This window comes from Sphingobium sp. (assembly GCF_049304695.1).
Taxonomy (GTDB): domain Bacteria; phylum Pseudomonadota; class Alphaproteobacteria; order Sphingomonadales; family Sphingomonadaceae; genus Sphingobium.
This window is the reverse complement of the sequence record NZ_JBAQOK010000064.1, coordinates 1-18,863: the sequence shown is the minus strand read 5'-3', so window position 1 is coordinate 18,863 and position 18,863 is coordinate 1. Positions and strand designations below refer to the sequence as shown.

The 18,863-nt window shown below is 58.9% G+C and carries 23 protein-coding genes and 1 pseudogene; 9 read left to right on the top strand and 15 right to left on the bottom strand.

Going from position 1 to position 18,863, the window contains the following annotated elements; translation table 11 throughout:
• Positions 1–7: 7 nt before the first annotated feature.
• From virB11 to WA070_RS10660, 13 genes are all read right to left on the bottom strand, one after another.
• Complete coding sequence (gene virB11, locus WA070_RS10720; RefSeq protein ID WP_422633959.1) at positions 8–1,003, bottom strand: P-type DNA transfer ATPase VirB11; 996 nt, start codon at positions 1,001–1,003, stop codon at positions 8–10.
• Positions 1,003–2,223: a type IV secretion system protein VirB10 gene (gene virB10 / locus WA070_RS10715; protein WP_422633955.1), complete on the bottom strand. Its 1,221-nt coding sequence runs from the start codon at positions 2,221–2,223 to the stop codon at positions 1,003–1,005. Before virB10 ends, virB11 begins: the two co-directional genes overlap by 1 nt.
• Positions 2,224–2,288: 65 nt before the next feature.
• On the bottom strand, positions 2,289–3,158 hold the full coding sequence (gene virB9 / locus WA070_RS10710; RefSeq protein ID WP_206378014.1) for a P-type conjugative transfer protein VirB9: 870 nt from the start codon (positions 3,156–3,158) through the stop codon (positions 2,289–2,291).
• Entirely contained in the window at positions 3,155–3,844 is a 690-nt protein-coding gene (locus tag WA070_RS10705) for a virB8 family protein (protein WP_188065893.1), read from the bottom strand. The genes virB9 and WA070_RS10705 overlap by 4 nt, the downstream gene beginning before the upstream one ends.
• Before the next feature lie 385 nt (positions 3,845–4,229).
• A complete protein-coding gene (locus WA070_RS10700; protein ID WP_066609294.1) occupies positions 4,230–5,273 on the bottom strand; it encodes a type IV secretion system protein in 1,044 nt (347 codons plus the stop codon).
• A gap of 3 nt (positions 5,274–5,276) precedes the next feature.
• Positions 5,277–5,564: an EexN family lipoprotein gene (locus WA070_RS10695; RefSeq protein WP_422633954.1), complete on the bottom strand. Its 288-nt coding sequence runs from the start codon at positions 5,562–5,564 to the stop codon at positions 5,277–5,279.
• 5 nt (positions 5,565–5,569) lie between these two features.
• Positions 5,570–6,355, bottom strand: coding sequence for a type IV secretion system protein (locus WA070_RS10690; protein WP_422633953.1), 786 nt, complete (start codon positions 6,353–6,355; stop codon positions 5,570–5,572).
• Complete coding sequence (locus tag WA070_RS10685) at positions 6,282–8,666, bottom strand: VirB4 family type IV secretion/conjugal transfer ATPase (protein ID WP_422633952.1); 2,385 nt, start codon at positions 8,664–8,666, stop codon at positions 6,282–6,284. The genes WA070_RS10690 and WA070_RS10685 overlap by 74 nt, the downstream gene beginning before the upstream one ends.
• Complete coding sequence (locus WA070_RS10680) at positions 8,659–8,997, bottom strand: type IV secretion system protein VirB3 (protein WP_066609298.1); 339 nt, start codon at positions 8,995–8,997, stop codon at positions 8,659–8,661. Before WA070_RS10680 ends, WA070_RS10685 begins: the two co-directional genes overlap by 8 nt.
• A gap of 30 nt (positions 8,998–9,027) precedes the next feature.
• Entirely contained in the window at positions 9,028–9,195 is a 168-nt protein-coding gene (locus WA070_RS10675) for a hypothetical protein (RefSeq protein WP_169574839.1), read from the bottom strand.
• A gap of 98 nt (positions 9,196–9,293) precedes the next feature.
• Positions 9,294–9,608: a TrbC/VirB2 family protein gene (locus tag WA070_RS10670; protein ID WP_066609300.1), complete on the bottom strand. Its 315-nt coding sequence runs from the start codon at positions 9,606–9,608 to the stop codon at positions 9,294–9,296.
• The gene (locus tag WA070_RS10665; RefSeq protein WP_066609301.1) at positions 9,608–9,862 is read right to left on the bottom strand and encodes a TrbC/VirB2 family protein; all 255 of its coding nucleotides are present in this window, start codon (positions 9,860–9,862) and stop codon (positions 9,608–9,610) included. Before WA070_RS10665 ends, WA070_RS10670 begins: the two co-directional genes overlap by 1 nt.
• On the bottom strand, positions 9,859–10,863 hold the full coding sequence (locus WA070_RS10660) for a lytic transglycosylase domain-containing protein (RefSeq protein ID WP_422633951.1): 1,005 nt from the start codon (positions 10,861–10,863) through the stop codon (positions 9,859–9,861). The genes WA070_RS10665 and WA070_RS10660 overlap by 4 nt, the downstream gene beginning before the upstream one ends.
• A 300-nt stretch (positions 10,864–11,163) precedes the next feature.
• On the opposite strand from WA070_RS10660, the gene WA070_RS10655 reads away from it, so the two are divergent.
• Complete coding sequence (locus WA070_RS10655; protein ID WP_422633950.1) at positions 11,164–11,649, top strand: helix-turn-helix domain-containing protein; 486 nt, start codon at positions 11,164–11,166, stop codon at positions 11,647–11,649.
• Here WA070_RS10655 and WA070_RS10650 read toward each other — a convergent pair.
• Positions 11,644–11,886, bottom strand: a complete 243-nt coding sequence (locus WA070_RS10650; RefSeq protein ID WP_422633949.1) for a hypothetical protein — start codon at positions 11,884–11,886, stop codon at positions 11,644–11,646. The two genes, WA070_RS10655 and WA070_RS10650, sit on opposite strands and share 6 nt — an antisense overlap.
• 81 nt (positions 11,887–11,967) lie before the next feature.
• Positions 11,968–12,222, bottom strand: coding sequence for a helix-turn-helix domain-containing protein (locus WA070_RS10645; protein ID WP_066609305.1), 255 nt, complete (start codon positions 12,220–12,222; stop codon positions 11,968–11,970).
• A 147-nt stretch (positions 12,223–12,369) separates the two neighbouring features.
• Between WA070_RS10645 and WA070_RS10640 the strand changes: the two genes are divergently transcribed.
• The 8 genes and pseudogenes from WA070_RS10640 to WA070_RS10605 all read left to right on the top strand — a co-directional run bounded on the left by WA070_RS10640 (position 12,370) and on the right by WA070_RS10605 (position 18,856).
• On the top strand, positions 12,370–12,792 hold the full coding sequence (locus WA070_RS10640; protein WP_169574845.1) for a hypothetical protein: 423 nt from the start codon (positions 12,370–12,372) through the stop codon (positions 12,790–12,792).
• A 243-nt stretch (positions 12,793–13,035) separates the two neighbouring features.
• Positions 13,036–13,941 carry a replication initiator protein A gene (locus WA070_RS10635; protein WP_169574846.1) on the top strand — a complete coding sequence of 302 codons (906 nt, stop codon included), beginning with the start codon at positions 13,036–13,038 and terminating at the stop codon, positions 13,939–13,941.
• Between the two features lie 419 nt (positions 13,942–14,360).
• The gene (locus WA070_RS10630; protein ID WP_422633948.1) at positions 14,361–15,386 is read left to right on the top strand and encodes a helix-turn-helix domain-containing protein; all 1,026 of its coding nucleotides are present in this window, start codon (positions 14,361–14,363) and stop codon (positions 15,384–15,386) included.
• A 280-nt stretch (positions 15,387–15,666) separates the two neighbouring features.
• Positions 15,667–15,828, top strand: a pseudogene (locus WA070_RS10625) (CHC2 zinc finger domain-containing protein); the annotation flags it as partial.
• 21 nt (positions 15,829–15,849) lie between these two features.
• Positions 15,850–16,518, top strand: a complete 669-nt coding sequence (locus WA070_RS10620) for a DUF7146 domain-containing protein (RefSeq protein ID WP_422633958.1) — start codon at positions 15,850–15,852, stop codon at positions 16,516–16,518.
• Positions 16,500–17,324 (top strand): hypothetical protein, encoded by an 825-nt coding sequence (locus WA070_RS10615; RefSeq protein ID WP_422633947.1) that lies wholly within the window; start codon positions 16,500–16,502, stop codon positions 17,322–17,324. Before WA070_RS10620 ends, WA070_RS10615 begins: the two co-directional genes overlap by 19 nt.
• 11 nt (positions 17,325–17,335) lie before the next feature.
• Positions 17,336–17,653, top strand: a complete 318-nt coding sequence (locus WA070_RS10610) for a single-stranded DNA-binding protein (protein ID WP_217673123.1) — start codon at positions 17,336–17,338, stop codon at positions 17,651–17,653.
• A gap of 447 nt (positions 17,654–18,100) precedes the next feature.
• Positions 18,101–18,856, top strand: coding sequence for an ArdC family protein (locus WA070_RS10605; RefSeq protein ID WP_422633946.1), 756 nt, complete (start codon positions 18,101–18,103; stop codon positions 18,854–18,856).
• Positions 18,857–18,863 lie beyond the last annotated feature (7 nt).

Genomic DNA, 18,863 nt, shown 5'->3' with positions numbered 1-18,863 from the left:
CACCCTCCTACATGCCGGTCAAATCCGGCTCGAAATAGATTTCAGTGACGCGAAAACGGCCATCGACCTTTTTGCATTGGACAACGACATCAACGAGCAGGTGCAGCAGATCGAGAATGTCTTTGCGTTCGAGGTCGCGACCGCCTTCCGATTCCTTCACCAGCAGCGACAATTGCTCGAAGGCCAGCGCTGCGGAATCAGCGTGAACGGTCGTGATCGAACCGGGATGGCCGCTGTTGACGTTTCGCAGATAAAAGAACGCGGTCCCGTCGCGCAGCTCTTGCAGCAAGATACGGTCTGGCCGCATTCGCAGGCTCGCTTCTAGGAGGTGCTTTGCGCCGACCGGGGCTTGGCCTTGCCCATCCTTGGAATAGATCATGTGGACCGCATTGCGGTGCGGCACGATCAATTCGCGCGTATCCTCGATAGTCAGCAATCGCTCTTCGGACGGGATAAGCTGGATCAGCGCCTTGGAAAGCGTAGTCTTACCGGACCCGGTTGCGCCGGAGATCAGGATATTCTTGCGGGTTTTGACGGCCAGTTCGAGGAACCCTGCCCATTCCTGCTTTTCCTTGAGCGCCACCAGTTCAGCGTCGGCCGCCGTGGACCTGCCCCGAGCTATCTTCGTATGCTCGAACAGGCCCCCGGCATGAAGCTCACCCAAGCCGAACGTCTTGACCGAAGGCTTGCGGATCGTGATTGAATAATTGCCGAGGTCGCAGGCAGGGGGGGCGACAATCTGGACGCGCTCGCCAGTCGGCAAACTGGTGGAGCATATCGGCGTTTGCGGCCCCACCTTTTGCTTTGTGTAGTTCGCCATCGAGTTCGACAGTGTTTCAAGCCATTGAACGGACAGTCGCTCTTCCGTCACCCACTCCCAGCCCTTGCGCCCCTCGATGCCGACTTCACCGGGCTTGTTGATGACGAGTTCCGTAACCGCGTCGGCATCGAGCAACGCGCGCAGCGGCTCAAGGTGATGAGTGAGAATGGCTTGATCGAACATCATCGGCGCAACCTCAAAGAGTAGACGCTGCTGAAATCCACGTCGCGCGCGACCATGATTGTCATTTCCTTGCCTTGAGGAGCGCGAAGGCGTGGACGGATGCGTTGCGAGTCCTGCGCTGCGATGCCCGCCGCAGCATTTGGCGCAGCGATCGTCTGTTCGACGCCCGACACGCTATTGCCGAGAGCGTTGCCGGCGTCCCCGACGATCGACAGCAGCAGCGCGCCGCCGAAGCGCTTCCAGAAGAAGGTTTCCACCTGGCCGCCCATACCGGCGCGGCCGAGCTGATCGGCCGCAGGCGAACCCAGCGTGACCGACACACCCGCAGGCGTGATGGCCCGGTTCCACAGGACGAAAATGCGGTTTTGCCCGGTCGAGAACCCGCCCTGATACTCACCCAGGACGCGCGTTCCCTTCTCCATCAGGATCACACTGCCGTTAGCCGACCAAATATCTTGTGGGATCAGGCAGCTCGTCAAACCGGGCTGGGTCGAATCCATCGCAGTTTGGAGGACGCACGGAATCTGCATTCCTGCTGTGATGAGGAAATTGCGGTTGCCAAGCTGACCGGCGGACACTTTGGCTATGTCCATCCCGTTCAGTTTCTGAGCCAGTTCGTTCGGGGCTTTGGCTCCGGCCTCGTCATCGCCAGATCCTCCAACGCGCAAATTGCTGAAAGGCCCTGCATTGGGGTTGCCGCCAATACCCGGAACGCCAGCGGCGGGGGAAACCGCCATGATCGGCGCACGGCGCATAGCGTCCTGGCGCGCTCGCTCGCGCTCGATCGCGGCGAGACGCGCCTGTTCGGCCTTCTCCAAACGCTCTGCTACCGGATCGCGGGGACCACCCTGCACCGCAGGGACCGCCGCACCGGACAAATCCTGGCCGGGAGCCATGATCGGGTTGCCGAATGGATCAGTCCCCACCTGTGCAAGCTTGTTGGGATCGGTCTGACCCACAACAACCGAGGCGGCCTGGCGCGCCGATTTCTCGGCCGACACGTCATCCCCGAGCTGGAACGTGCTATCATCCCGCTTTGGCTGGCCCTTGTCGCTTTGTGAGGCCATTGAGAAAACAATGAACCCGACGAACGCGGCGCCGCAGGCCACGGCTACGCCTGTGCCCTTGCCCATGGACTGCAACCGTCCGCGAGGATTGAACGCCTTGCGATCGACCTCCGGGGTTGTGCTGTTAGCTTCATTGAGCGCTTCCGCATTCACGTCCGTCTCGTCGTAAGTCGGACGCTGGCGAGGCGCGCCATGATCGGCGCTGTTTTCAATCTCACTCATCGGGGGCTGCTCCCGTCCAATTTGCGTTGCACTTCGGGCGATGCCGTTCCCGATGAATTGTCCGGCCCATATCGGTCATAGGCATTGTTCCAGATGCACGCGATCGACAGGCCACGACGCAGCCGGAATTGCTTTGCGACCTGATGAATCACGACAAATTCGCCGCGAACGTCATAGGGTACGACCGCTTCCGATCCGTCAGGGCTGACCGTGAAGATGGCGGGGAGCTGTTGGTTGCGCGGGAACCGCAGGATCGTGAATTGCCCGTTGTCGGTCACTTCCGACGGGGCGAGATCCGATGAACCCGCAATCGAATAGTCAAGGTTGCGCTTCCCTTGGACCGCAGCCGCATCCAGCGCGACCCTGACCCCGCCAGCTTCGACCATGAGCATTTGCATCTGCAACCGCTGCATATCGGCATTCTGGCGAGCCGCCGCTTCCTGTTCAGGATAGCGGAAACGCACGACGAATTGGGCATCGGTGCCGGTTGCTATGTCCCCGCTGCGCGCAGACAGAGCAAAGGTATAGGTACGAACCACCCCAGCTTTGCGCGTTACGACGATCAGATTTGTCGGCGGCGCTTTCTCGCGAGGCTTGATGAAAAGGATATTATCAGCCGGGGCGACTTCCCAACTTACGGTATCGCCTAGCGCGACACTCGAAATCGTCTCCCCGTCCCCGAAAACAATCTGCGATGCAGCACGGAAAACGCCTTTGATCCGCACGACTTCATCAATGTTGTAATTGATATATCGGATGCGGGTATCTTGCTGGCCCGAGCGAGGAATTTCCTCAGCAAAGGCGGGGTTGGTGACGATCGCGGCGACCAGCGCCCCGCTCATGAGGACATTGCGAAGCGCGTTCATCGGCCAATCTCCGGATCGGCGCGGTAGCTGACCACTTGGAAGCCCAGCGGGTTGTCGAGCCTGCCAGCTTCGGTTGTCGGCTTATCCACGTACTTGAAGTTGATCGTGGCAATCCATTGCACCTGTTCGTCAGGGACGTTCCCCGGCTTCGCCACGGACTTGACGAAACGGACCTGCGCCACGCGGTTGTTGATGAAAGTGATGTTGCGGACGGCGGCAGCGACCAGTTCGCCGCCCTGGTACACGTTGACCGGGGCATTGGGGTTGGTCGCGCGGCGGGTGCCTGCAAACTTCTCCTGCTCTTGGGGCACCGACAGCGCCAGCACCTTACGCTCTGTGTCGCGCGAGGATGAGGGGTTCCAAGACTCCCGGTTGCGAACGTAATCGGACAGGAAGTATTTGTTGACCGCTTCGTCGGCGGTGATGTTGCGCGTATTGGTCAGCCGCGTCACCACGTCGATGGCGCCGGTCTGGCGATCGACGCGGATCACATAGGGTTCCACCGATCGCAGCGGTGCCGCAACGTGCCATGCCAACATGGAGAGGCCGAAGATGACCCCGCCAGCGCCCACCATATAAGCAATGCGCTTTTGCTTGTTCGCCTCGCGAACGCGATCAAAATCCCAATCCTTCGCATCCGCGAAATACTGGTCCAGATCGCTCTTTTTCTTGACGCCCAGGGCCATCGTCAGCAGCTCCTATATGCGAGTTGAGGGGATGCCGGCGCTTGCATCATGGAGAGCGGTTGGCCCGGCGCGGGCTGGTCAGGTGCGGGCGGTGGCGCGGGCACCACTGCGCCGTCAGGGCCATCGGCTTTCCCAGCATCGCCCTCTTTGGGGAACACCATCACATCGCCTTGAGGCGCTGTGCTGACCACCGGGGCGGAGAGGACCGATCCATAGGGATTTGCGGGGCGCGCGTCCGACCGACTGCACGTTGAAGGGGGATTGCGACTCTCCGAAGTCGTCGCACAGGCCACAACACCGCAGCTTGCGACCCCGACACAGAGAATCCTTCCCCAGCGGCGCGCAACCAGCGCACCGTGATTATTCAACCACATTGCCATTACTCCTACCTGTTGCCGGGGCGGGACGATGCACCGGGCATCGAAGTGCGACCCGAAGATGCTTGAGCCTGTTGAACGAATGCGGCCCGATTGGCGGTCTGCCTGTTGAGCGACCAGCGGGCCGTGTTGCCAACCGCGTTCGCCGCGCCCTTCGGCGCGCGAAGGGTCGAGTTCATGATTTTGCGTTGGAGCATTGACGGGTAGATCGCGGACAGGAAGCCCGCGCCAGATGATCCGCCGCCGCCCGCAAATGAACCGATGGACTGCGCCTGCATGATGATGAAGCCGCCGACCAATACCGCGACAAGTTGCAGCATCATCGCCGCCAGCGCCGTCCACGTATCGCCACCAGCGCCAGCGCCGACAGAACCGGGGATCGCGTTCACCAGCGCCACCACGAAAAGCAGCGCGATCGAGACCGCCGCCGTTTGAATGGCGTAGTTCAGCACCGCACCGAGCCAGCTAAAGAACAGGCCCGAGGATGACGGGAAAATCAGAGCGCCGACAAAGATCGGCATCGTGGCGATCGTCACGAAAAGGCCGAACTTAATGAACAGGACGATTGTCATGGCGATAGCCGCGATGATGTAGGCCATCACCATAATGAGAATGACCATCAAGCCGGTCGCAAGGTTCGGGATCGTGTACGGGAAGAATGTGCTTGGCTCGATCCAAGGCTCCATCTGGTTATGGATCGAAAGCGCAGGCTCGACGGCGTTTTTAACGAACGCATCGAACGTCGCATTGAGCGCACCACCGCCCAATGCGTTCGCGAGCTGGTCCGGAGCTTGTTGGGCTGCTGCTGCAATTTGCGGCGCGATCGTGGACGTCGCCGCCAAGATCACGAGGTAGCATTTGAGCCAGGTGCCGAGATAATTGCCGAATGGCTCATTGGACACCCCGCGCATGACGGCGAAGCCGACGATCACCAGATTGATTGCCATAGCGGTTTGCAGTGGCGCCGACACCAACCCCATCACGGCAGCGTACTTGCCGGAAAGGGTGCCGGTAATCTGGCCTTCAAGCATGTTATAGATCGCGTCGAGCATGACCTATTTCCCGTTCCAGGTCGGCCAGATCGAACCATTCTTGAGGTTCTTTTCCGTCCGCGCGCGCTCACGCTTGAATTGCTCTTCGGCATTGCGCTTGATGGCTACAGCGGCGTTCCCGCAGTTTACTCCCGCGTCACCATTGCTTTGGCAACGCGCGGTCTTTTTCCGCGCCTCGTCCAGATGCTTCAAATAGTAATCGACGGACTTTTCCGCCTCACCGCAGGCGGCCAGCGGAAGCGCCGCAGCCGCAAGTATTGCAAAGCACTTCCGCATGGCCCGATCCTCCATTTTACTTAGTTGCCGTTCCAAGTCGGCCACAGCGCGCCGCTGTCGATGTTTTCCTGCGTCTTGCGCTGTTGATTGGCGAAGTCCGCAGAGGACTTCACCGCCAGCGCGCCGCGCGCAGCCTGTTCCGCCGCTTGCATCTGCAAGAGCCGGTTGTTGATAGCGGCGTTTTCGATGTTCGCTCGCGCTGCAATGTCCTGCGATTGACGCGCCGTTGTTGCGGACGCGAGGCCGGTGCTCAGCTCCTTAAGGCCGTCACCGCTCGCCGTGGTGGCTTCCAGCATATATTCGCCATAGGCTTGATCGCGCGCCCCTCGCGTGGCTGCGCCGTTTAAGATGCCCTCGGCATCGCCAAAGTCGCCACTCAGTCCGGAAAGCGAAAAATCGTTGGTATCCATGATCCCCTTGGCGCGGTTGCCGAGCGCGCCCAGGTCAGCCAGATCGCCGGAAATCAGATTGATTGAATCCTGCATTCCGTCCGGCAAGGCCGTCTGCAAAATCTGCGCTTTCAGCGATTGAGCGACATTCGAGATTTGCGAAAGGCTGTTCATCGTGTTGTAGAGTTTCTTCGCCTCTTCCAACTGATTGAGCGTGTTTTTGGCCGTTTGCAGGGCTTGCGCGATCGACTTAACATCAACGACCGCCAATTGGGCATGGGCCGATCCGGACATGCCGCCGAGCGACAAAGCCAGTGCTGCGAAGGTGAGAATTTTCTTCATATCAGGCACTCCATTCCTTCTTGCCAACTGAACGCCAGCGGCGCTTGAACTCGGGCAACCAAACATCGGGATCATCCCCGAACTCGGCCCGCAGCTCGTCAAGCAACTGGACCGTTCCTTGGCGGCCCGAGAGCACCGCCAATTCGTCAGCCATGCCGTTGAGGTCCAATTCGACCACAACGGAATCATGACCCTGTTTGATGAGGAAGCGCCGACTTTCCGGCGATAGATCGACCTTGATAAGCCGGAACTCGGCTTCGGTCAGATTGAGGCCGTCGATGTAGTCGCGGGCCTGTGCATTCGGGTTCGGCAGAAGGATTTTCGTCGGGCATTGCTCGATGATGGTTTCGGCAATGTCCGAGCGCAGAGCGTCAGCCGGTGACTGCGTTCCGAACATCATCATGGCGTTGCGCTTACGATAGGTTTTCAGACCATCACGCGCGAAATGCCGAAATGCTGGATCGCCCAAGGCTTTCCAGAATTCGTCAATGTCGATGATGACCGGGTTCCCGTCCACGATGTCATCAAGCCTGTGGAACAGGTAGCTCATGAGCGGCGGACGGATCGCGTTGTTTTCGAGAAAGTCCGTCATGTCGAAGCCCATAAGGCGGGCATCGAGCCGCAACGTGTCCTCGTCATTATCGAAAACCCAGCCAAATTCGCCAGATTTGGTCCACCGCTCCAAACGTGCGCCAATGCCTTCCACGCTGGTTTGGTCGAGCTGCGACCGTATCGCCGCGAGGGACCGAAGTTCTTGCGGCAGTCGGGCCACGGCATCGAGCGCCTGATTGATCTGGTAAAGCTCCGGGGGCGTCAGTTCGCCATTGTCAGGGGTGACGAGCTGACGCAGCCACGATGCAAGGAACTCACGGTTGCGGGGGCTGTGATCCAGCGCCTTGAGCGGCGCGAAGCCCGATGGCTGGCCGTTCTTGAGAGCAAGGTAGGTGCCGCCCGAAGCGCGGACGAAAATCTCCGCGCCGCGATCCTTGTCGATGAAGGCCATGCGCGCGCCGGTTTTTTCAGCCTGCGACAGAAAGAAATTCTGGATGACGGTTTTACCGCCGCCAGATGGTCCGAGAATGAGGGTGTGACCTACATCGCCAAAATGGAAGTTGAAGAAATAGGGCGAATTGGCCGTTGTCTTGAGCAGGGCAATTGCATTGCCCCAATGGTTTCCTGTCGGCTGACCGAGCGGATAGGCATGGATCGGCGCCAGTGCCCCAAAGTTGCGCGATGTGAGGGCCGCAGGCCGCGTCCTCCATGCGAAGTTGCCCGGCAGCATCGACCAGTAGGCCGCTTCCAGAGCCAAATCCTCGCGCGCCGCGACAATGCCGCTTTCGGAGAGCGCCGCACGGGCAACGCTCATGTTTTCCGCGAGCTTTTTCGGCGTCTCGCCAAAGACCGACAGTGCCAGGTGATGCTCGCCAAGGACGAAGCGATTGGACTGCAAATCGTCCATCGCTTCATCCAGTTGGGATTGCTGGCTGAACGCTACGTCATCGGTGGCACTCAGTTGCGCGCGCTTCCGCCGCGCCGTCTCCATACCCATTTGCTTGCCGAGGAAGGCGAAGCCCTGGCCCAGCACAAACTCAAATTTCGATTCCAACAGCGCGTTGAGCTGGCCGGGGAACGTGCGTGCAGCATGTTCGCGCACCGCCAAAATGCCGCCGTACCGCGAACCTCCCGGCTCCCGAACCTCGAACAGTTCCTGTCCAAAGATGACCCGATCCGAGTAGACCGCACGGCCCAAATGGCCGCGCACCAACGGCACCCGCCGCTTGTCGGCGGTCATAATCCGCTGCATCAATTCCATAGGCTCGCTGAATTGCAGGCCATTGAACTCGTACACGCCCAAGATGCGCGGATTGACGCGACCGAGCAGCTTATCCACGTCACGCAGAATGTCGGTGAACGTCTCGATAATATCCTCTTCGGCTTCCGCAGCGCTGGCCTTGGAGAACATTGAGAATACCGATGACGCGGCCTTGTCGGCTGCGCCCACCGCTGGCCGGTAGAGGACGGTCAGATAATGCTCGTTGACGAACATACGCTTGGCGAGGACGCGATTGCGATAGGCGGCGTCGAGATCGCGCGCGAAGGCAGACCGGAAATCCCCTTCGGGATAGCCGCTGTCGATACGCCGGATCGTGTTGACCATGACCGCGACCCGTTCGTGCGCGATAGTGCGCCAAGCGGTATTCAGCTTCTCGTGCCAATCGTTGACGGTGGACACATCAGCCGTCTCGAACGCGATCCCGTCGAGCGCGAAAACGGCCATATATTCGCCGTTGTCGAGCGCGACGATGTTGTCATTCACATGGCGCGCGTAGGGCAGATACAGCGACGGGTCGCGCTCCAGCTTGATAGGGGGCTTGCGCTTAAACACGATCAAATCCTTTCCGCTTCACGCCCTTGACCGGCAGCGGCGAATAGCTGGACCCGCCCCAAACCGACTTGTTCGGCGCGGGCGCTTTCGTGCGGCCGAAAAGGAAGATGATCTTGAACATATTGTAGTCGGCACGGACGATGAGCCGGGCTGCGCCCAGGAGCGCGCCACCAATTGCCAGCGCCCAAATCGGGTTGCCCACGACCATGAGCGTGAACACCGAGGCCATTCCGATCGCCAGCGTTGCCTCAACAGGGACGCCGAACCACAGCGTCGGACGTGTCAGGGCCAGGAACAGCGGATCTTCGGTTAGATATTCTGGCTCAGACACCCGGAACCTCTCTTTTGCCGCCGTGCGGCTTCATGTCAGCAAAGCAACGATGGCCGGGGCACACAGCAGCACGATTAGGCCAGCAGCCCACAACGCGAGCGACTGGCGATCACCGTGACCGGCCATGAAGAAATACCCGGCGATGACGAGCGCGAGCGTCCCGATGGCAGCGCCAGCGGCCATCATCTTGGTTGCCATGGAAGAGGCTTGGGCGGAGGCGGAGGCGACTTGCGCCGCCCCCGGAACCGACCAAGCCACCCCAGCAAGGGTCGCCGCAGAGAGACGAACCCTGCGCATCACGTTCCCGAAATGGTATCGACGAGCCAACCGGCGCCGAAAACGATGAAGCAGCCGACGATGATCGAGCCGAGCAGCCCCTTATTGCCAGCGCCGAAGAAGAACATGATGCCGGCGATGACGAGTGCGATTGCGGCCAGACCCTTTGCGATAGGCCCGGTCAGCAAATTGAGGATGGAGTCGACCATGGACGCCACCTCTGTCTGGTTTGCGGCCTGCGCCCATGCGGGAACAGGCAGCATAGAGAGGACGGCACCGGCGAGCGCGTAGTTGGTCGACCACCGCCCCTTGATGTTGGAAACGAGCTTTTTCATCAGAAGAAACCTCCACTTGCTACGATTGCGATGCCCACGCAGAAAGTAATGAACACGATAAGTGTCCCTCTTCCTGTCATGATGAGAATGCCCAGCCAAATTACGCCAAGCATTATTGCCGGTCCTACGAGAGCTTTTAATTCGTTGAGGACCGTTGTTGCTATCCCGTTCACATCAGCATGAGCGGGAGTTGCAACGAGACCGAGCACAAGCACGACCGACAATCTCTTGATGATCTTCTGCAAGATGCTCACAGGCCCCCCTCCACCGAACCGGAGGACTGGCGTTGCCGCCAACTGGCCTGTGCGAAAACGTCCCACGCGGGGGGCGGGCTTGCGCCCTCCGCACCGTCGCGCGTCTCTGAATTGAGTGAAGCGGACACCTGATAAGCGCCTGCCACCGCTTGTTGCGGCTGATATGTCGCCACCGCCAAAGGCGCTTGAGCATCGCTAGGCCGTTCGAGGGGAGAGCCTGTGTCCGTCCCCCAAGCGACGTGCCAATGATCCGAATGCTTCGGATCACCTGGCCCAAGCAATTCTACGATCCGAACACCATTGGCCGCCATCACGGCGCGAATTTGATCGCGGGTAATCGCGCCAACGCCGCCACGCGGAACGAAATCGACCGCACGACCGACCTTATGATAGCTATGGACGGCTCCATACGTCGCGTTGATCGGGCGCAGCGTATCGGTGATCCTGCCGCCGAATGCCGAAAGTAACAGGTTCCCAACCGTGTCCGGCGACACCGAGCCATAGGAGAGCTGCACCACCGCAGGCCGCAGCGCAGACGTGCGACCAGTCGCCGCCGCATAGACCTTCCGGACATATCCGTTGAATAAGCCCTTGGCCCGCGAGCCGGTATTATACTCGCTCAGCGCCGCGCGGAGGGGGTCAGCGTGCCCCGCCACACGAGCGCGGCTGTAATTGTCAGCAAGAAGCGCCGCGCCTGCCCGCAGGTTTGTGCAGGGGTCGAAAACCGTATCGGCTGTCACACCGAGGCGTGCAAAATTCGCGCTGTTGATTTGCATGAGGCCAGCGTCAAAGTTGGCCCCTTTGCGGAGTAGGCTCCGCGCTGTGGCGCTTGCATCGGCTCCGTTAGCCGGTTGGCGTTGGAGCGAACCGCCCGAATTGACGCCGATCCGATAGGGATCGCCCTCAGATTCCACCTGTATGATTGCCGTCATTGTTGCAGGCGCGACATTCGCCGCGCATGATTGCAGTAACGCCGCCAAAACCGTAGCATCTAAAGGCATTCAGCGCACCTTTTCGGAGAGTCCGGTTTCTCTGGTACACATATCCGACACTACCGACAACACGCTTTCGGCTCGTGGGATTCCGCGATGCGATGAACGGTTAATCGTCTTTTTGGCTGGAGCTGAACCCGAACACGCTTGATGGAGTCGCCATCTATGGCTTAGCTCTCCCTCCAAATTTCGGCTGAATGCTGTTCAGCTTCACCTACGAGCCAAAGCGGAACCGCATTGCCAAAGACGATCCTATTTCTGTCGGAAACGGCTAATTCTCTGTCCATTTCGGAGCAGAAGGCTCTCTGTATGGAGGACAGTGATCTAGTCGCAAACGAAGCGCGGATGGATCTTACTGATCTGCCGAACAAACTTGCGCAGGGGGGCATGCCGCTGGAAAGCGGCGATAGGATCAAAATTTACGATTTCACCTGCCTTCCCATGCACCCGCAGAACCTTCTTCGTTTCATGCGGCAAATGCTGAAAAAGGGGGTCAGCATCCAGTTCGCCGCCCCTGGGATCGTTATCAAACCCGAGGAAGGCAACGACTTATTCAAGCTGGTCACAGGTCTCGACAACCATTGGCGCCTCACCCACGGCGTCAGAACGCGCCCGACCGATTTAAAGCCCGGTCGCAAGCCCAAGCTGACCGAAGATCAGCTTCCTGCCATCAGGCGCATGCTTGACGATAGCGGCGCAACGGTGAGCAGCGTTGCGAAGGATTTAGGCGTTGGCCGCACCACATTATTTGATTTTTTGCAGCGGCATCGGGATTCCGAGGCAGTGACTTCATGAGTCACCGAGCAATACAGATGGCGAAGTTCCGAGGCCGATGGCTAAACCTGCGATTTCACGGAGCGTAATCTCCGTCGCCTTGCCATCCATTATGGAATGAAGACGCTCAACATCAATGGCACTAGCTAGCGCGAGTTGGGCGACGGATAGTCCCATTTTCTTGCATTCGCTTGCAGTTTGATTGGCGAGGGTCTGAGTTAGACTTGAACCCTCGCCCATATTGTTCAGCATGGTCATCGTCTCTGCTGCCGTTGAGGGGCCTATAACCCTAACCCTGCCTCTCCCGCCATGTCCAGCTAACAATAATCATTATCAGAACTACTTCTTCTTTATCGTATCGCTCAGAAGCTCAATAACGCTGCACTCCAGCCCTTTTGCCAGATGTTCGATGACCTCCAGCGTCGGATTCGCCTTACCGTGCTCGATATACGATAAGTGGGATGCGGCGATGCCGCTTCGTTCAGACAATTCGGCCTGCGAAATCTTGAGTTTCGCTCGGCGCGAGCGACAGTTTTCCCCTAGCCGTGTGGCTAGTTCAGACGCCGCTTGGTCTAGTTTTAGGTATTGCGGCATTGCGACCCCGTTATCCTTTGCTGGTAATTAATCATCCGTTTTGGACACATATAACGCTGAGGCGGGAAACGATACACTATCTCTGATTAACTACCCGAGGGGCGGTCAAATTTGACAACCGCCCGCATTCGCAATAGCCAAGGGATCATGGGCCAACCCGCCGCACAGAATCGCGTCTTAACACCCGCCGCTTGTATGAGACGCAAGCGGCAGGCGCTCTATGATGCTGACTTTGTCCAGTGCAAGTTGCAAATCCCAAATAGCTTTGCCGAGCACTTAAAGGGGCTGAAAGCCCGTCATAAGATGCGCGGCTTGGACCATGTGGTTTCTGCGATGATTAGAAAAGCTATTATTGCTTACTCCGCGGCTGAGCTAGTTCCACCACCGCCGCCAGAGGATCACATGAACATGAAGCAGATCGCCGTGCATATTCCGCGCGAGCATCATGCTTTCCTTGAAGCCATCGCACATCGAAATCGTGGCATCCCGCTTGGAGCCGCGCTTGAAACTGTTGGTGCCTACGTCAAGGATTTGACGCCGGCACCCGTGCAATTGCCACTGATTGAATAAGGGTATGCGGTTAGCGGATAAACCAAGTCCGGCACGAGGCCCGGCATTGAGGTGGCAATCAGGTGTATTGGGCGAAGCGAATGAGTTTATCCGCGAAAGCACGAATCCATGCTCATTGGACGGCCACAACGATAGCCCCTCCAGTGGTTCGCCATGCATCCTCGTGCTTTCCCGGATCAATCCGCGACGCTGGATTCGTGCTTTTGCGGATCAATGCAAGGTGGGCAATGATGGAAACGCGTCATGGGCGCCATGATGGGGACAAGGCCGATGCCACAAAACCAAGCTGACCTTTTCTCGCTCGATAGCCCTCTCATGAGTGAGGTGCGTGGCGAGCGATCCTTGATGGCGTTCCCGTTCTTCGCGCTCAGCAAAGGCAAATGGACAAAAACGCTCTCTTACAAAACCGATACAGTCTCCATCGAGATCGTGCCGACGGCAAAGGGCGTTGCGACGATCTATGACAAGGAGATCGTACTTTATATCGCAAGTCTCATGGTCGCAAAGCTTGAGTCTGGAGAAGAAGTCTCCCAAGACTTCTATTTCACGGCCCATGATTTGTTTTGTGTCACAGGCAATAATCCATCAGCGCGGTCCTATACTCGCCTCTCACAGGCGCTGGAACGGCTACAGGGTACGCAGATAAAGACCGACATCGAAGCTGGCGGCGAAGGCGAAGAGGGCTATTTCTCGTGGTTGTCCGAGGCAAAGCTTTATTACACCAAGAATGGCGAACGCCCTGGTGTAAAGCGGCTTAAGGCGGTCAGGGTCCGGTTATGCGATTGGCTGTTCCGAGCTATCCTGCGCGATAGGCAGGTGCTGGACTATGCGCCCGCTTATTTCAGGCTTGGGCCCGTCGAGCGCCGTCTATATGAAATAGCTCGATCCGCATGCGTCGATGGACCATATGAATTGAGCTTGGACGATTTGCGTCTCCAACTTGGCTATCAAAACTCCCTTGCCCATTTTCGCCATGCTTTGAAGGCGATATTGGAAGCCGATGCTATTCCAGACTACCGGGTAATACTGTTTGATGCTCCGCCTAGCGGCGCAAAATTACCGCCTCGACCCGGCAGAAAGACTGGATACTGTCAGGTCTTGATCGAACCGAAAGTAATGAAGCTCGTCGGCTCATCTGCGCTTGCTTGATTCGGTTAGGGCGTGTGGTAATGGCGCCATTGATCCGCGAAAGCACGAAGCCGATCCGCTCATTGATCCGCGAAAGCACGAATCCTGAGGCATTTAATCCGGGATAGCACGAACGAATTTTGGCTTTGATCCGAGATAGCACGAACCGCTAGCGCTTCCGCCACGGGCTTAAATTCTGCAAATTCGCATGGTCGGCAATTCGCCGACGATGACCGAGCAGGAAGCCGCTGTGACCACATAAACGAATGCCCGGCACGAAGGCCGGGCACCCTGGAACATGATGAGCGATGCTTGGCGGCATCGACCGGGTCCATACATACCCTTCTCATACCTGTTCCTGAGCTTCGGTTCAAGGGAGCGCGCTTCGCGCCACGCTCTAGTTTTGCCTGCGAACGGTCTTCCACCTGGGAGGACGAACGATGTTGCTTGCCCTTGAAACAAGCCTCGCTGATGTGCCGACAGGCGCAGTTGCGGAGCTACGCGCTTTCGGAATTGTTGATGCGGACATTGCCGCCGCCTTCGTGCTTCAACAGAAGCAACGATCATGCGGCGTGCCGGTTCTGCCCTTGGCCGTCATCTGCGGCGTGCGTCCGCTCGAACGAGGCACAAAGACCGGGCTTAGTCATACTGCCTCGCGCCTGATCGGCACCAAACCCCGCGCCCGCACAAGTCGGGGCGGTACGCACGTCACAGGGCGGCCCGTATGGGCGAACAGCGTCAGGACCGGCGATGCGGCCGAGGCCGAATTTGTCCGCCCGGTATCATTCGATCAACTCAAAGAGCTGCGCCGCGCCATCCATCTGATGTTCGATCGTGCGCGAGATCTAGCCGCCGAGGCGAGGAAGGGCGGCGAGCTGACGCCTGAACAGCATAAGCTGACCCTCTTCACCCGCTCATGCCGCGATATGCTTCTCCGGATCGTGGACGAGCTGCGCTATCGCAAGGGCTGGTGCGTACCGTCTTATGAGACGCTTATGCGTTGGACCAGGCTTGGCCGACGTACCGTGAAATACTCACTCGATCGACTGCGCGAGCTGGGCTTGCTGGAATGGATCAGGCGCTACGACTACACCCGCGACAGCCAGCACGGCGCGCGATCCGAACAGACCTCCAATCTCTACCGCTGCCATGTCCCTCAGTGGATCGGTAAGATGATCGGGCTTTTCTCCCCCGTCCCCGAGGACGAGGCGCAGCGCCGGGCTGACAGCTTGGAGCAACACGCCGATATGCTCGCGTCGGTCGGAGCGATCGAGCGCCGCAGCCTTATGCCCGATGACCCAGCCCAGCGGGCGGCTCTGATCCTGGCCGCTGAGCGCTCTGCTGCCCGGCAAGCCTCAGATGCATATCCCCGTGGGTGCAATAATGGCACTGCTCCTCATACAGTTTTATATTCTATCTCTACGGACAAGTGGAGTTGCCCTAGTCGGGCAACGATTCAGCCCTGACGGGCACCGAAACGACACGCTCACCGCTTCCATTTCACCCTCAGTGATAAACTAGAGGACAGGACCGTCGGCTTCGCCGCCGGAATGCTCCCCAGATGGAGCAAGCGGCTATGACAGCTTCATATTGGTGCCCGTCGCGCTTGCTGCACGCGTTGAACGGCCTCCGCGTCGATATACGGCTCTCTTTGCAGGGAATACGACCCGATTTTTCAAAGCCTAAAAACGATAAGTCGTCAGGTTAACGATTGTCCGCTTTTGTTCAATACGCTATTACCGGACTATGAAATTGACGCCGACCGCCGCTGCTAAAGAAGCTGTGAAGCGCCTCAACGGAACGTGGCACGGGTCTTACGGCAAGGCGTGCTGCCCGGCCCATGAGGATCGCAGCCCGTCGCTTTCCATCACACCTGGCAAAGAGGTGGTGTTGTTCCATTGTTTCGGCGGTTGCAACCAGGCCGAGATAATGGCTGCGCTATCCCGGCACGGCGGATATGTCCGCCCTACAGAACGCGACACTACGCCGCCTGTTGCCCGCGATCTCGCACCGCTCGCGCGCGATCTATGGAGCAAGGCGTTGCCGATCGCCGGCACCCCTGCCCAACGCTATCTTGAAATGCGCAAAATCGGCCATTCGACAATCGGCCGATATGACCCTGCCTCGCTTGTCTACGAAGCGGGCAAAAAGCTGCGCCTGCCGGCGCTGCTCTTGCCAATCACCGAGCGCCGCCAAGTCGTCGCTCTCAAGCGCATCTTCGTGGACCGGGCAGGAAATAAGAACGGCAGTTTGGCCGACCCCAAACGCACCCTTGCTCTACCGCGCGGCGGCGCAATTCAGATCGGTTGCATCGAGGCCGACCATCTGAATTTGGCGGAGGGCTTTGAAGATGCCGAGTCCGTCATACGCATGTTCGGTTTGCCGGGATGCTGGTCTGCGAACGGCATCGAGCAATATGCCCACCTCGTAATCCCCGATCACGTCCGCACGATCACAGTCTATTCCCAACACGGATCAGCCGCGACCCGTGGCCTCACCAAAGGCGAGGCGAACCTAACCGCAAACGGGCGCCGTCTATGCGTCGAATTGCCGCCTATCGGCGGCGATTGGAATGACGCATGGCGACCCGCCGCGTGAAAGCTCAGATAGGTGTTTTGCTCGCAGGGGCCGTCATTCTTGGCGCGGTTTTCGTGCAGTCTCATCCTGATTTTGTCGCGCATCCTCCCCGTAACTCGCGCGAGGCCTGCGGCCAGTTCTTCGATCCGGCAAATTGTCAGGCAGTGGCGACCTTCGCCGCAATCAATGCAAAGCAGCCGATCCGCCAGATCGTCTTGCCCTCGATCCCCGACCCAGCTCGGACACCTGGCGCGATCAATCCCGCGATCAACCAAGACAATATCTCCGCAACCATCTGCAAAGGCGAGTACCAGGCCGAAAAGTCGCCGCCGCCTTCGTGGAAGGCCGCGGCAACCCGCCGCCTTGTTGAAAGTCTCTATCCCGGCGAAAATCCCGACGATTTTTCACTCGACTATCTGGTGCCAATCTCTCTCGGCGGGGCGGTGGCCGATCCGCGAAATCTATGGTTGCAGACGTGGACCGGGCCTGACCGCGAGCTGAAAGACCATCTCGAAATGCTTCTGACGAAGATGGTCTGCAACGGCCAGATTGCGCTTTCGGTCGCGCAACAGCGGATCGCTGCCGATTGGCGTGACACCTATCAGCGCGCAATGACGCCGAAAAATCTCGCTCAGTATCAAATGCCTTTGAAATGGGCCGTGTCGCCCGAGCAGATTCCCCGGTTCACGTCCCCTAGTGTCGGCCAGATCGAGGGGCAACGCGCCCAGGTCGGAGGGGAACCGCTGATCTTGCAAGCCGAGCTGGTTGACCCGGAGCCATACCAGGTGCCGGCGATCCCGACCGAGCCACTTTACCCGCAACAGTAGGAGTGCTGGAAATGCCAAGGAATATCGCTGAATTTCGTATCATTGGACAGGTTGGCGGCGTTGATGAGAAGGAAAAGGTCACGTTCGTCAATGTTGCATCGAATTACAATCGGCAGGTTGACGGTGAATGGCAGGAAGAGGTGCATTGGAACCGAGTGACTTGCTTTGGAAAGTGCGCTGAATATGCCCAAAATTCGGCAAAAGGTGACATGGTTCATGTAACGGGGCGGGTAAAGCAGACCTCATATGATCGTGATGGACAGACGATTTATAACACTGATCTAGTTGCTGATTCATATTCCGTTCTTGTTCGCAAAGATGCTGGGTAACATGGGGCTGGGGGCGGCCTTCGGCACGGCTTTATCTCCGCTCCGCTCCGACCGAACCCGCAAGCGGTTTCGTCCCATTCGGGTGACGATCCTCGCCTTGAAATCGCCGCAGGATCTCGAACGAGATTCTTGCGGTGTTTTTGTATCTGGCACGCCGGAATACCGGCGCGATCGAACAGGAGGCGGCGTTGCCGCCGCGTCATTGATCCACTTTCGGGGCCTGTTCCGGCCCCCTGGCGCAAGGGCTGGACCGTCTCGGCCGCTGCGCAACCTCGCTTGGCGATCATGGGGGTTTCCCCGGCCTTCCTCCGCTGCGCTCCGTGCAGGACGGGCGATCCCCCTCCCCATGATCGGCCCTCACTGCGCCATTCCCCGACCCACTTCGCCAGCGGGCAGAAGTCGATGGACGCCATCGCCTTCGGCTCCATTTTAGGAAGGGAACAGCACATGCCACGGAACACCAGCAAGACCCGCAAGACCTCCGCTGCGCGCGTTGACGTTTACGAGGAAGTCACCAACCAGATTGTTGCGCTGCTAGAGGCAGGAACCCGCCCTTGGTCGCCCCGCTGGGCATCCGGCGCGGCATCGCTTCCCCTTCGCCATGAGGGAACGGCCTATCGCGGCATCAATATCCTGCTGTTGTGGTCCGCAGCCATGGCGCACGGCTACACCAACCCGCATTGGATGACCTACCGGCAAGCGCACGAGCTGGGCGGACAGGTCACGAAGGGCGAGAAGGGCAATCTTGTCGTTCATGCTGGAACCTTCACCCCGAAGGACGGCGAGACGGGCGAGCCGATCACCGACAGCGAGGGCGAGGAATCGAGCCGCGCCTATCTGAAACGCTACGTCGTGTTCAACGTCGAGCAGATCGACGGCTTGGACATGAGCAAATTCCCTGCCCCGCTTGTCGAGATCAAGAACCGCGACCAGCGCGACCCCGAGCTTGATGCGGCCTTTGCCCGCTACCCGGTCCCCTACCGTGAGGGCGGCAACAGCGCCTATTATCACCCCGTCGCGGACAGCATCGCCATGCCTGCCTTTGGCGACTTTGTAAGCGGCAATGCCTTCTTCGCGACCCTCGCGCATGAGGTATGTAACATCGCAAGTGTCCTCGTTTCGAGGGCCGTCGATGGCCTTTGCGCCCTGCTGTTGCCGCAAAATCGCAGGGCCAGCCTTGCGATTTCAGGACGGGAGTCCTGATCATGCG